The sequence below is a fragment of the Hydrogenophaga sp. RAC07 genome (assembly GCF_001713375.1).
Classification (GTDB): Bacteria; Pseudomonadota; Gammaproteobacteria; order Burkholderiales; family Burkholderiaceae_C; genus Hydrogenophaga.
Map to the genome: position 1 here is coordinate 2016170 of NZ_CP016449.1, position 12908 is coordinate 2029077.

Annotated in this window: 12 protein-coding genes; 2 read left to right on the forward strand and 10 right to left on the reverse strand. The window is 66.8% G+C overall.

The genetic code is table 11. The annotated features are described in order from the left end of the window. Nucleotides 1–27 precede the first annotated feature (27 nt). The 8 genes from ispG to BSY239_RS09465 all read right to left on the reverse strand — a co-directional run bounded on the left by ispG (nt 28) and on the right by BSY239_RS09465 (nt 8060). Nucleotides 28–1290 (reverse strand): flavodoxin-dependent (E)-4-hydroxy-3-methylbut-2-enyl-diphosphate synthase, encoded by a 1263-nt coding sequence (gene ispG, locus BSY239_RS09430; RefSeq protein WP_442905785.1) that lies wholly within the window; start codon nt 1288–1290, stop codon nt 28–30. A gap of 2 nt (nt 1291–1292) precedes the next feature. After that, nucleotides 1293–2204 carry a RodZ domain-containing protein gene (locus BSY239_RS09435; RefSeq protein ID WP_069046628.1) on the reverse strand — a complete coding sequence of 304 codons (912 nt, stop codon included), beginning with the start codon at nt 2202–2204 and terminating at the stop codon, nt 1293–1295. After that, nucleotides 2197–3030 carry a type IV pilus biogenesis/stability protein PilW gene (gene pilW / locus BSY239_RS09440; RefSeq protein WP_083239900.1) on the reverse strand — a complete coding sequence of 278 codons (834 nt, stop codon included), beginning with the start codon at nt 3028–3030 and terminating at the stop codon, nt 2197–2199. Before pilW ends, BSY239_RS09435 begins: the two co-directional genes overlap by 8 nt. Then, nucleotides 3027–4172 carry a 23S rRNA (adenine(2503)-C(2))-methyltransferase RlmN gene (rlmN, locus tag BSY239_RS09445; protein ID WP_069046630.1) on the reverse strand — a complete coding sequence of 382 codons (1146 nt, stop codon included), beginning with the start codon at nt 4170–4172 and terminating at the stop codon, nt 3027–3029. Before rlmN ends, pilW begins: the two co-directional genes overlap by 4 nt. Nucleotides 4173–4192: 20 nt before the next feature. Beyond that, nucleotides 4193–4618, reverse strand: a complete 426-nt coding sequence (gene ndk, locus BSY239_RS09450) for a nucleoside-diphosphate kinase (RefSeq protein WP_056277714.1) — start codon at nt 4616–4618, stop codon at nt 4193–4195. A 116-nt stretch (nt 4619–4734) separates the two neighbouring features. Beyond that, nucleotides 4735–6081, reverse strand: coding sequence for a pseudouridine synthase (locus BSY239_RS09455; protein ID WP_069046631.1), 1347 nt, complete (start codon nt 6079–6081; stop codon nt 4735–4737). Further along, entirely contained in the window at nt 6047–6775 is a 729-nt protein-coding gene (gene scpB / locus BSY239_RS09460; protein ID WP_083239901.1) for an SMC-Scp complex subunit ScpB, read from the reverse strand. Before scpB ends, BSY239_RS09455 begins: the two co-directional genes overlap by 35 nt. Nucleotides 6776–7004: 229 nt before the next feature. Further along, on the reverse strand, nt 7005–8060 hold the full coding sequence (locus BSY239_RS09465) for an RluA family pseudouridine synthase (RefSeq protein ID WP_069046632.1): 1056 nt from the start codon (nt 8058–8060) through the stop codon (nt 7005–7007). 31 nt (nt 8061–8091) lie between these two features. On the opposite strand from BSY239_RS09465, the gene BSY239_RS09470 reads away from it, so the two are divergent. Next, nucleotides 8092–8898, forward strand: coding sequence for an outer membrane protein assembly factor BamD (locus BSY239_RS09470; protein WP_069046633.1), 807 nt, complete (start codon nt 8092–8094; stop codon nt 8896–8898). On the opposite strand, the gene BSY239_RS09475 is transcribed toward BSY239_RS09470, so the two are convergent. After that, the gene (locus BSY239_RS09475; RefSeq protein ID WP_335583429.1) at nt 8861–10909 is read right to left on the reverse strand and encodes an ATP-dependent DNA helicase; all 2049 of its coding nucleotides are present in this window, start codon (nt 10907–10909) and stop codon (nt 8861–8863) included. The two genes, BSY239_RS09470 and BSY239_RS09475, sit on opposite strands and share 38 nt — an antisense overlap. Nucleotides 10910–11009: 100 nt before the next feature. Here BSY239_RS09475 and BSY239_RS09480 point away from each other — a divergent pair, with 100 nt between their 5' ends. After that, a complete protein-coding gene (locus BSY239_RS09480) occupies nt 11010–11768 on the forward strand; it encodes a PP2C family protein-serine/threonine phosphatase (protein ID WP_069046634.1) in 759 nt (252 codons plus the stop codon). 36 nt (nt 11769–11804) lie between these two features. On the opposite strand, the gene zapE is transcribed toward BSY239_RS09480, so the two are convergent. Further along, on the reverse strand, nt 11805–12902 hold the full coding sequence (gene zapE, locus BSY239_RS09485) for a cell division protein ZapE (protein ID WP_069046635.1): 1098 nt from the start codon (nt 12900–12902) through the stop codon (nt 11805–11807). Between the last annotated feature and the right edge of the window lie 6 nt (nt 12903–12908).

The window sequence follows — 12908 nt, forward strand, 5'->3', positions numbered from 1 at the left end:
CAGCGCAAGCCGGGCAATTGCCCAACCTCAAGCGGTGACGCCAAACTTTTTCTCGATGTAGTTGTCCACGATCACCTGGAACTCGCGCACGATGTCGTCGCCGCGCAAGGTCAGTGCTTTCTGTCCGTCGATGAAGACCGGTGCGGCCGGTGCTTCGCCGGTGCCGGGCAGGCTGATGCCGATGTCGGCATGTTTGCTTTCGCCGGGGCCGTTGACGATGCAGCCCATCACCGCCACCTTGAGGTTTTCCACCCCGGGGTAGCGCACGCGCCAGACCGGCATGGAGCCGCGCAGGTAGTCGTCGATCTGCTTGGCCAGCTCCTGGAATGTGGTGCTGGTGGTGCGGCCGCAGCCCGGGCAGGCGGTGACCGAGGGCACAAACGCTCGCATGCCGAGCGCCTGCAGGATCTCCAGCGCGATCACCACCTCTTGCGTGCGGGCTTCGCCCGGCTGTGGCGTGAGCGAGACGCGGATGGTGTCACCAATGCCTTGTTGCAGCAGCACCGAGAGTGCCGCGGCCGATGCCACCGCGCCTTTGGTGCCCATGCCGGCTTCGGTCAGGCCGAGGTGCAGCGCGTAGTTGCAGCGTTGCGCCAGCGCCTGATACACCGCGATCAGGTCCTGCACTGCGCTGACCTTGCATGACAGGAAGATGTTGTTGCCATTGAGGCCGATCTCTTCAGCCTTCTTGGCAGACTCGAGCGCCGAGGTGATCAGCGCCTCGTACATCACCTGCTTGGCCTCCCAGGGTTCGCGGCGGCCGGCGTTCTCGTCCATCAGACGGGCCAGCAGGTCCTGGTCCAGGCTGCCCCAGTTCACGCCGATGCGGATGGCCTTGTCGTGGCGCGCGGCGATCTCCACCATCTGGGCAAACTGGCGGTCACCCTTGTCACCTCGGCCCACGTTGCCGGGGTTGATGCGGTACTTGGAGAGTGCTTCGGCGCAGGCCGGGTGGTCGGCGAGCAGGCGGTGGCCGTTGTAGTGGAAGTCGCCGACCAGGGGCACATCAACGCCCATGCGGTCAAGCTGCTCACGAATGTAGGGAACGGCCTTGGCGGCTTCGTCGTTGTTCACGGTGATGCGCACCAGCTCGGAGCCGGCCAGCGCCAGCTCTTTCACCTGGATCGCCGTGCCCACCGCGTCGGCTGTGTCGGTGTTGGTCATGGACTGCACACGCACCGGCGCGTCGCCACCCACCGTCACCCGGTTGCTGCCCCACGCCACCACGCCCTGGCGGGTGCGGCGCGCTCGTGCGGCGGTCAAGGCGATGGGCTGAGATGCAAGGTCCATGGTCATTTCACCTCGAAGCGAGCCACGTTGCTGCGCGCAAAGGGCGTCGTGTCAAAGGGCTTGCCGCGAACGCTCACCTGCGCGGCATCGGCCTTGCCCAGAACCACGGTGTAGGGTGGGGCTGCGGAAAAATCGATCACGTCGCCGGCCTGCAGCAGGCGTTGGGCCACCACAGTTCCGCTGCCGTTGACCACTTCCACCCAGGACTCGCCCGTGGCGGCAATGCTCAGCAAGCTGCCCGCACCGGGGACAGCGACGGGAGCTACCGGCGTGGCAACGGGCAGCGCCGCCGTATCCGTCGGCACGGCCGCTGGGTCCGTGTTCGCTGGCGCCACGGCGGGCAATGCCTGGTCGTTGCTCACGGGCAAAACGCCTTCCTGCAAGGCAGCACCAGCGGGCTCCTGAGCGGCCACGGGTTCGACCACCACCACAGGTTCGGCCATGACCGGCTCCGCCACGCTTGCCACGGCCGGAGGGCTTTCGGCCCGGGGCAGAAACACAATGACCAGCGCACCCAGCAAGAGGGCAATGGCCGCCAGCAAGGCAGGCCGGGAGAGCCAGTTCAGCGGGTTGATCGGCTCTTCGTCGCGGCCCGAATTGAAAGGCGCGTTGAGCGCCTGCCCGTGGTCACCCAGCTTGGGTGAGCTGCCGAGCGGAATCTGCTGGAGGATGGGAGCCGGATCGACCTTGAGCTGTCGGCAGGCGCTGGACGCCAGCGCGCGCGCAAAGGTGAGGTCGGGCAGTTCGCTGTATCGCCCGGCCTCCAACGCCTCCAGCTTCTTGACCGGCACCTTCAAGGCGGCGGCCAGGGCCGCGATGTGCAGACCCGCGGCTTCGCGGGCCTCCTTCAGCCGGATCGGCCGCGAAACGGGCTCACCCGACAGGCCATTGCCATCCACCACCGCTTCACTCATCAAACTCTCCGCGCTGAAAACGCGCCCACTGGGCGGAATCCGGGTAACGGCGACCCAGTTGCTGGGCCAGTTGTGCCATGGCTTCGCGGTTGCGAAGCCGCCGCTCCACCTTGATGCCCAGCCACAGCGTCTCGGCATTGGCCAGGTCGGTGTTGTTGAGGCGTCGAATGGTGAACTGGGCCTTGGCGTCATCACCCCGCCGGAACTGCAGCGAGGCGAGGTTGTAGGCCACGATGGGGTTGGCCGGATCGAGTTCGTAAGAGCGCGCAAGGCTGGCTTCGGCCTCCACGAACTGCCCGGCCCGGATCTGACAGATGCCCATGGCCAGCAAGGTTCTGGCCTGACCGCCGTAAACAGGGCTGACCAACGCGCGCTGGAACAGTTCGGTGGACTGGGCGTAGCGACCGCGCTGGCAGGCGTACCAGCCGTAGTTGTGCAGGGCGTCGGGGTCGCGCGGATTGAGCTGCATGGCGCGCTGGAAGCTCTCTTCGGCCAGCGGGTCGTTGTTCATGCCCATGTAGACCAGGCCGCGCAGCACATAGGCCGGCGCGTAGGTCGGGTCGGCCTGAAGCGCCAGCTTGATCTCGTCCAGCGCCACCGTGTTCTGACCTTCACCAAAGTAGCCGGCGGCCAGCTCGATGCGGATGCGCGCGCGCTTGCGCGCCTCGGGTTCGTCGGAATCGGTGATCGGCTCAGCGGTGGGCGTGCTGGCTGCAGCACCGCGTTGCGCACATCCCGCCGACAACAACAGCAAGCACGTCAGCAATGCCAGCAACCCCCACATGGCGCCTGAAAACCGGGCTGGGAATCGAGTGGCTGAAGTCATGCCTGCCTTTCCTTGTGGACGATGCGGATGGGATGCTCGGTGGCGCTGCGGCGCTTGGCCAGGCGGCTGGCGGCGTTGGTGCGGTCGAGCACGTCGCCGGCCAGTTGACCACAGGCCGCGTCGATGTCGTCGCCCCGCGTCTTGCGCACCGTTGTCACCAAACCACCCTCGCTGAGGATGCGGGCGAACTGCTGCACCACCGGCCGTGGCGAACAGAGCAGCCCGGAGCCGGGAAACGGGTTGAAAGGAATCAGGTTGATCTTGCACGGCACACCACGCCCCGCGTGGCCCCGCACCAGAGCCAGCAGCTCTTGCGCGTGGTGCGGCTGGTCGTTCACACCGTCGAGCATGCAGTACTCGAAGGTGATGAAGTCGCGCGGCGCGGCGGGCAAGTAGCGCAGGCAGGCGTCGAGCAGTTCGGCAATCGGGTACTTGAGGTTGAGCGGCACGAGGTCGCTGCGCAAGGCATCAACGGGTGCGTGCAGCGACACGGCCAGCGCCACGGGACAGTCTTGAGCGAGGCGGTCCATCATGGGCACCACGCCCGAGGTGGACACGGTGACGCGGCGGCGCGACAGGCCGTAGCCGTGGTCGTCGAGCATCACGCGCAGTGCCGGCACCAGCGCGTTGTAGTTCTGCAAAGGTTCGCCCATGCCCATCATCACCACGTTGGTGATCACGCGCTCGTCGCGCTTGAGGTGCTTGCGCAGAAAGAACTCGGCCTGCCACAGCTGGGCGAGGATCTCACCGGTGGTGAGGTTGCGCGAGAAACCCTGGTGGCCGGTGGAACAGAAGCGGCAACCCACGGCACAACCCGCCTGCGACGAGATGCACAAGGTGCCTCGGTCTTCTTCGGGGATGAACACGGTCTCGACCGCGTTGCCGCCACCCACGTCGAACAGCCACTTGATGGTGCCGTCGGCCGAGTCCTGGCGCGACAGCACCGGCAGGCCGGTGATGGAGCAGGCACCCGGCAGCTTCTCGCGCAGGCTGCGCGCGAGGTCGGTCATCTCGGTGAAGTCCGACGCCCCTTTTTGATGGATCCAGCGAAACAGCTGAACGGCGCGAAAGCGCTTTTCGCCCAGCTGCTCGCACCAGGCGGCCAAACCCTCAAGATCGAAGTCGAGCAGGTTGACCGTCATGGCATGGTCAGCGCGCTGGCTCAGCGCGAGTAGACGTTGAGGCCGGCGAAGAAGAACGCGATTTCAGCGGCAGCGGTCTCGGGCGCGTCGGAGCCGTGCACGGCGTTGGCGTCGATGCTGTCGGCGAAGTCGGCGCGGATCGTGCCGGCGTCGGCCTTCTTCGGGTCGGTGGCGCCCATCAGGTCGCGGTTCTTGGCAATCGCGCCTTCACCCTCAAGGGCCTGGATCATCACGGGGCCGGAGATCATGAAGTCGACCAGGTCCTTGAAGAAAGGACGGGCCTTGTGCACAGCGTAAAACGCTTCAGCTTCGCCGCGCGACAGGTGGGCCATGCGGGCCGCCACGACCTTCAGGCCGGCAGCTTCAAAGCGGGCGTAGATCTGGCCGATCACGTTTTTGGCAACGGCGTCGGGCTTGATGATGGAGAGGGTGCGTTCGATGGCCATGGAAATCCTGAAGTTTTGTGGGTCAATTTGCCGAGGTTTGGGGCACCTCGAAAAGCCCATGATTCTACATTGCCCGTGTCACGCCACGGTGACGCCCGGGCACGACCCGAGCGGGCTCAACGGCTGCCGGTGCGGCCACCGCCGCCGTTGCCGTTGCCTCCACCGCGGCGGCGTGCGCCACCGGGTGCGCTGCCGCGGCCGGCTTCCTGCTCGCGTCGGCGTTGAAGGGCGTCTTGCCCGATGTAGCCGAACGAGGTCTTCATGGGATCGGGCTGCGACGCTCCGCCACCTGGCCCGCGACCGCCCGTGCTGGTACCGGGCTTGGCGCCCCGGCCTTTGCCACCGGGGCCCGTCGGTGCTCCGCCCATGCCGTAACCGCTGCTGCGCCGGTCGCCAAAGCCGGGGCTCTCGCTGCGGCTGCCCGGTGGTTTGCCTTGCGTGCGGCCCGATCGGGGGCCCTGTTTTCCACGCTGCGCCGGGTGGCGACCTCCCGGACGGGGCGGGCGTGCGCCCTCCTCGTCGGCGCCGGGCATGCCGGCCGCGGCCGTCAGACGCCCGATGTCGCGCTCGTCGAGCTCGATCCAGGCACCGCGCTTGAGGCCGCGCGGCAGCATCATGGCGCCGTAGCGGATGCGGATCAGGCGACTGACCGCATGACCCACAGCCTCGAACATGCGGCGCACCTCGCGGTTGCGACCTTCACCAATCGTCACGCGGTACCAGCAGTTGGCGCCCTCGCCGCCACCGTCTTCGATGGAAGCGAACTGGGCCATGCCGTCGTCCAGCCGCACACCGTCGAGCAGACGGGCTTTCTCGTCGTTCGACAGCGCGCCCAGCACCCGCACGGCGTATTCGCGTTGCAGTCCAAAGCGCGGGTGCATCAGGCGGTTGGCCAACTCACCCGAGCTGGTGAGCAACAGCAGGCCTTCGGTGTTCAGATCGAGCCGGCCGACCGACTGCCACTTGCCCTGCATCAGCTTGGGCAGGCGGCGAAACACCGTGGGCCGGTTTTGCGGGTCGTCGTGCGACACCACCTCGCCCGCGGGCTTGTGGTACGCCAGCACGCGCGGCGGCGGCGGCGTCATGCGCACACGGACCGGCTTGCCGTTGACCTTGATCACGTCGCCGAACTGGATGCGCTGACCCACGTGGGCCGGCTCGCCGTTCACCGAGATGCGACCCTCCAGGATCAGCTGCTCCATCTCCAGCCGCGAACCCATGCCGGCCTGCGCCAGCACCTTGTGCAGCTTGGGCGACTCGGCCTGGGGCGCCAGCACGCGCTTGGTGGGCAGCGGAAGGTCTTGCTCCTGCTCGGCGTCGAATGCACCGCTGACCACGTCGTCGAAACGCAGCACCTCGGGCGCGGGCTCCGGTTGGGCCTGCACTGCCGTGGGCTGAACCGCGGGCACGTCGGCGGTGGGGTCGAGTTCAGGTGGGTTGGGTGGGGTTTGATCCGGGGTCATGGTCTTCCTGGGTGGACGGTTCCAACAACTGCGGGTCGGAGGGCGGGGAAATCGGGTCGGTGGTCACGGGGTCGGCCACCACGAACAGGTCTGATTCGGGCACGTCCAGATCGGGCGGATCGGACGGCAGGCTGTTGGCCAGGGATTCAAAGTCGAGGCGGTCCAGCGCGGACTCCTGCACCTCACTCCCGTCCAGGGGCGGCAACTGGTCGAGCGACGCCAGACCCAGGTCGTCCAGAAACTGGCGCGTGGTGGCAAACAGGGCCGGACGGCCCACGGTTTCGCGGTGGCCAATGACTTCGATCCAGCCGCGGTCCTCGAGCTGCTTGATGATGAGCGAATTGATGGTGACACCGCGGATGTCTTCCATGTCGCCACGCGTCACGGGCTGGCGGTACGCAATGATGGCCAGCGTTTCCATGGCGGCGCGGCTGTAGCGCGGTGGTTTTTCGGGATGCAGGCGGTCCAGGTAGGGCCGCAGCTCGGGCCGGCTCTGAAAACGCCAGCCCGTGGCAACCTGCACCAGCTCCACGCCGCGCCCGGTCCATTCAAGCTGCAGGTCGGCCAACAGAGTCTTGAGCGTGTCGGCCGACACTTCCATGTCGAACAGCGTGCCGAGCTCGCGCACGGACAGCGGCTGGGGCGCGCAGATCAATGCCGTCTCGAGGACACGCTTGGCATCCGTTGTGTTCATGGTGTCTGTCAGTCAAAAACCGGTGGGTGGCCGGGACGGTGCGAAAGGCGAACGGTGCGATGGAGCCGCGGGCCAGGTGGCATGCGGGCGCGACCGTCGGGTCGGGGCGAATCGGCTGGATCCTGCAGAGCCCGGACAAGGGCTCTCGGTCGGGCATTGAAATCGGGTGGCTGGTCGAAGGTCGGGGTGAAGGGTGTTGCGCAACCCCTCCGCGTCGGAGGGTGCGGCTTCAGGCCACCGGTTCGCTGTCCCAGCATTGCGCATTGTAATGGAGCCCGCTGGAATCAACCGCCAGCAGCATGTCGGCCGGCGGTGTGGACCGAAACAGCAAGGGCTGGCCCGTGATCGGGTGCTTGAGTTCCAGGCGCGCCGCGTGCAGCGATTGGCGGGCCATGCCCCACAGCGCTCGCCCGCCGTACAGCGTGTCGCCCACCAGCGGATGACCCAGCCAGGCCATGTGGACCCGGATCTGGTGGGTGCGCCCGGTGTGCAGCTTGCAGGCCACCAGGCTGGCCTGGTCGCAGGTATCGAGCACGCGGACCGTGGTCTGCGCGGTCTTGCTGCTGCCGCCTTCGACCCGCACCACCGCCATGCGCAGGCGGTTGTGCACATCGCGCCCTATGGGCTGGTCCACATGCTGGTCCTCCATGCCTTTCCAGCGACCGTGCGCCAGGGCCAGGTATTGCCGGCTCACCTCGCGCGCGGCGATGGCGCGCACCAGCGCTTCCACGGCCTGGCGGCTCTTGCCCACCAGCATCAGGCCCGAGGTGTCCTTGTCGAGCCGGTGCACGATGCCTGCGCGCGGCAAGCTGGCTGCGCCGGCGTGGTGTGCCAGCAAGCCGTTGAGCAAGGTGCCGGTCCAGTTGCCTGCGGCGGGGTGCACCACCAGCCCGGCCGGCTTGTGAATGACCATCAGGTCGGCGTCTTCAAACACCACGTCCAGCGCCATCGCCTCCGGCACAAAGGCCTGGGCCTGCTGCGTGGGCCGCAGTTCCACGTGCAGCTGGTCACCGGCGGCGATGCGCGCCGACGGTTTGCACTGGGGCACGCCGCGCACTTCCACTGCGCCATCGGCCATGAGCTGCTGCAGGTAGGAGCGCGAGAACTCGGGAATCAGCTGGGCCAGTGCGCGATCGATGCGCCAGCCGTGCATGCCGACCGGCACCGCGCAAATGCGTTTTTCCACCTCAAGCGCCCATTCGTCGGCGCCCGTTGCCACATCCTGCGCCGTGTCTGCTGCCAGACCGAGCGACTCACCCCCCGTCGATATACTTTGCGCTTTCAATCCGTCGTTCCGTTGTGAAGGTAAGTTCGTTATGTTGACGTTCAGATTATCGGCCCTGACCGCTGGTGCATTGGGCACAGCGTTGCTGCTGAGCGCTTGTGGCAGCACCAAGCCCAAAGACGAAACCGCGAACTGGAGCCCCAACCGCATTTACAGCGAGGCCACCGACGAGCGCTCCGCAGGCAACTTCGAACGCTCGGTGACCTTGCTTGAAAAGCTCGAAGGCCGCGCAGCCGGTACCCCGCTGGCGCAGCAGGCCCAGCTCGACAAGGCCTACACACACTACAAGGCGAGCGAGCCAGCACAGGCACTGGCCGCCATCGAGCGTTTCCAGAAGCTGCATCCGGCCAGCCCGGCCATGGACTACGCGCTCTACCTCAAGGGCCTGGTGAACTTCAACGACAACCTCGGTCTGTTCGGCGCCATCGCGCGGCAAGACCTGTCGGAACGTGACCAGAAGGCCGCCAAGGAATCGTTCGAAGCCTTCCGCGAACTGACCACCCGCTTCCCGGATTCGCGCTACTCGCCGGACGCCCGCCTGCGCATGACCTACATCGTCAACTCGTTGGCGCAGTACGAAGTGCATGTGGCCCGTTATTACCTGAGCCGCGGCGCCCATGTGGCGGCCATCAACCGTGCGCAGACCGCGTTGAACGAGTACACCGACGCACCCGCGCTGGAAGAAGCCTTGTTCATCATGGTCCAGTCGTACGACGCGCTGGGCATGACCCAGTTGCGCGACGACGCCCGCCGCGTGATGCAGGCCAACTATCCGAAGAGCGAATTCCTGAGCCAGGGCTTCAAGAGCAAGGACGAGCCCTGGTGGAAGATCTGGTGAGCACCAGCGCGTCCAGCGCTGCGCTCATGTCGGCCTCATCCACCACACGGCGCATGGGTGGCAGGCTGTCCAGCATCTGAAGGCCGTAGCTGCGGGTGAGCAGGCGGCGATCGCCGATCACCAGCACGCCCCTGTCGGTTTCGGTTCGGATCAACCGTCCGGCGCCCTGCTTCAAGGCCATGGTGGCCTCGGGCAGGTAAGCATCGCCAAACGCTTTCAGACCCAGTGCTTCCAGTCGCGCGCCACGCGCAGCGGTCAGAGGATCATCGGGTGACGGAAACGGCAGCTTGTCGATGACGAGCAGCTGAAGCGCATCGCCAGGCAAATCCACCCCTTCCCAGAACGAGGCCGACGCCACCAGGATGGCGCCGTGCGGTGTTGACGCGGCCGTCCGGAAGCGGGCCAACAGCGCCGCGCGCGACAGGCTCCCCTGGGCCAACACCTGCACCGGGGCGCAGCGGCCCTGCAGCACCTGCTCATTCAAGGCCTCGGCCATGCGGGCGACCGCCCGCAGCGTGGTGGTGAGCACCAGCGTGCGACCACCGAGTCGGTTCGCCCACTGCGCCACCCGTGCCGCCAGTTCGGGCGTGTGTGCGGCCTCGGACGGCTCCGGCAGGTCGTGTGGCACAAAAAGCGAGGCTTGCTCGCCGTGGTCGAACGGGCTGGCCACCCGCAGGGTGCGCACGGTGGGGTGGTCCGCCAGGCCCAGGCCCCGGGTGAACCAGCCCAGTGTGTCGTCGTGACCGAGCGTGGCCGAGGCAAAGATCCAGCTCCGGGCGCCGGGCTCGGCGTTCTGCACCAGGCGGCCGAAGCGCTCAGCGCTGTCCAACGGCGCGCGCACCATCCGCCAGGAGCGGTCGGCGCCCCACTCCATCCAGCGAACACTGGTGGCATCCACGGGGCTGGTGCTGCCTGGCGCCAGTTGGCGCCAGGTGTTCTGCAGGACCTTGATGCGATCGAGCAGGCGCACGAGTTCGGCCGCACTCTGGGCGGTGGCCGACACGGCCTCCAGGGCGGCCGTCAGCGCCTGGTCGAGGCCAGCGACAGCCACCCGCCAGGCAGCCGGTGCCAGACCTTCGGGCGTGATGTCGTTCCACGCGCTGCGGCTTCGGATCGCGACTTCGCGGGGCAGCGAGCCCACGGCGCGGCAGGCCTGTTCCAGATTGAGCGCGAGGTGCGCCCAGGGTCGCAACCCGCGCGCCCGGGCATGGCCCTGCACGCGGAGTTCGCGCGCCAAGTCGCGCAGGTTGTCCGAGGCGATGGACCGGGACAACAGCTGCACGCCGGTGTCGTTGAGCTGGTGCGCCTCGTCCAACACCACCACCCCGGTCTCCGGCAACCAGTCCACCGCTTCGGCTTCGCGAATGATCTGGTCGGCAAAGAACAGGTGGTGGTTGATCACCACCCAGTCGGCTTCGCGCGCCTGGCGACGGGCGAGGTTGACGTGGCACGCTGCGGCCTGCGGACACGTGGTGCCCTCACAGTTGTGGCGCGTGGACGTGATCAGGGGGCGCAGCGGCGAGCGTTCGTCCAGACCGTCCAGCTCGCCCACATCACCGCTGCGGGTGAGCCGCGCCCAGCGCTGCACCTGCTCCAGGCCGGCAGCCACCGCCGGATCGCGTTGCGCGGACGACCCAGCCGTTCTGGCCAGCTCCAGCCGGTGCAGGCACAGGTAGCTGGAACGCCCCTTGAGCAGGGCTGCGCGCACCGGCAGACCCAACGCGCGCGACACCGCCGGTATGTCTTGCGTGAACAGCTGGTCCTGCAAAGCCTGTGTGGCGGTCGACAGCAGCGCGCGTTGCCCGCTCAGCAACACGGGCACGAGGTAGGCAAAGGTCTTGCCCACACCCGTGCCGGCCTCAACCGCCAGGTGTTCGCCTGCCTGCAATGCCTTCGCCACGGCCAGCGCCATGGCCAGCTGGCCCGGCCGGGGACGAAGGCCGGGGCGCGCCACCGAGAGTGGGCCGTCGGCGGCGAAGGCGGCCGCCACGCCCTGGACCAGATCAACCACGCCAACGGTGTGCAAAGGCGCACGGGCGGTGGGGTCCCAATGCAACATAACTGGATACCATTGCGTGCAACGAATGGCACCCGAACAACGACTGATTCATATGTCCAAAGGCTACCGCATCCAGGCATCCACCGGCATCCACCGCGGAGACCGCGACTATCAGCAAGATCAGGTGTGCCTGCTGAACCATCCGCGCCACAGCAGCTGCATGCTGGCCGTGCTGGCCGACGGCATGGGCGGGCGCAGCGGGGGGCGCAAGGCATCGGATCAGGTGATGCTCACGGCGCGTCAGCTGTTCGAGCGCTACGACCCCGACACCGACGACGCATCGGCCCTGCTGCGCCAGATCGTTGAAGAATCGCACCTGGTGATCAAACTCACCGCCGTGTCGGCCGAACAGGAACCGCACAGCACCATCGCCGCCTTCCTGATTGACCCCGACGGTGAGAGCCACTGGGTGCACGCCGGAGATTCGCGGGTCTACCACTTCCGCAACGGTCGCATGGTGTTCCGGACCATGGACCATTCGTATGTGCAGACCCTGGTCAACCAGGGCGAGTTGAGCGAGCAGGACGCGCTGGACCACCCGCACGCCAACATCCTCATGGGCTGCCTGGGCACCGAGAACGACCCACCGGTGGACCTGCACGTGGTGCCGCAACTCACCCCGGGTGAAGCGCTCATGGCCTGCAGCGACGGGGTGTGGCACTACTTCACCCCCGAAGAACTGGCCAGCACGATCGCCATGCTGTCGCCGCGCGAGGCTTGCGAGTTTCTGATCCAGAAGGCGCGCACACGCGCCAAGGGCGCGGGCGACAACCTGTCGATCGTGATCGTGAAACTGGAGCCGCTGAGCTGAAGTCCGCTCAGCGGGCTTCGTTTTCAACGCAGACGTTCAGGTCAGCCCGGTGTCCACCACCCGGTGTTCCAGCGCCAGAAACTCGGCCGACTGCATCTCGCCCAAGCGCGACACAGTTCGCGGGAATTCGTGCGACATGGGTCCTTCGAGGTACAGCTCTTCCGGCGGCACAGCCGCCGACATCACCAGCTTGACGCGGCGGTCGTACAGCACGTCGATGAGCCAGGTGAAGCGCCTTGCTTCGGACGCCTGGCGCACCTGCATCTGCGGCACGTTGGACAGCATCACCGTGTGGAACTGGGTGGCGATTTCCAGGTAGTCGTTCTGTGAACGCGGCCCGCCGCACAAGGTGCGGAAATCGAACCAGATCACACCACCGGCGCGGCGCACCGCGTTGATCTGGCGCGACTCGATCTGCATCACCGGGTCCTGGTCGCCCGCCTCGGCCAGTTCGTTGAACGTAGCCTCCATCGACGCATCGGCCTGCGGCCCCAGCGGGCAGTGGTAGAGCTCGATGTGGTTGAGCGTGCGCTGCCGGTAGTCGGTGCCGTTGTCCACGCTCAACACCTCCAGCCGATCCTTGAGCAGCTCGATCGCGGGCAGGATGCGGTCGCGGTGCAGGCCGTCGGGGTACAGGTTGTCCGGGTGGAAGTTCGACGTGGTGACAAAGCCCACGCCGGCCTTGAACAAGGCGTCCAGCAACCGGTGCAGGATCATCGCGTCGGTCACATCGGCCACGTGAAACTCGTCGAAACAGATCAGTTTGTAGCGCTTGGCAATGCGCAAGCCGAGTTCGTCCAGCGGGTTGACGGTGCCCTGCAGTTCGCGCAGTTCGCGGTGCACCTCGCGCATGAACTCGTGAAAGTGCAGACGCGTCTTGCGCTTGAGTGGAACCGCGTTGAAGAAGCAGTCCATCAAAAAACTCTTGCCCCGGCCCACGCCGCCAAACATGTACACGCCGCGTGGGATGTCGGGTTTGATGAAGAGCTTCTTGAGTGAGTTGGAGCGGCGCTGCTTGTACGCCGTCCACTCTGTTGCGCACCGCTCCAGCGCGTCGATGGCCCGCTGCTGGGCGGGGTCGGTGGTGTAGCCGCGCTCTTTCAGCGCGGCTTCGTAGGTGCTGCGAACGCTCAAGACGGG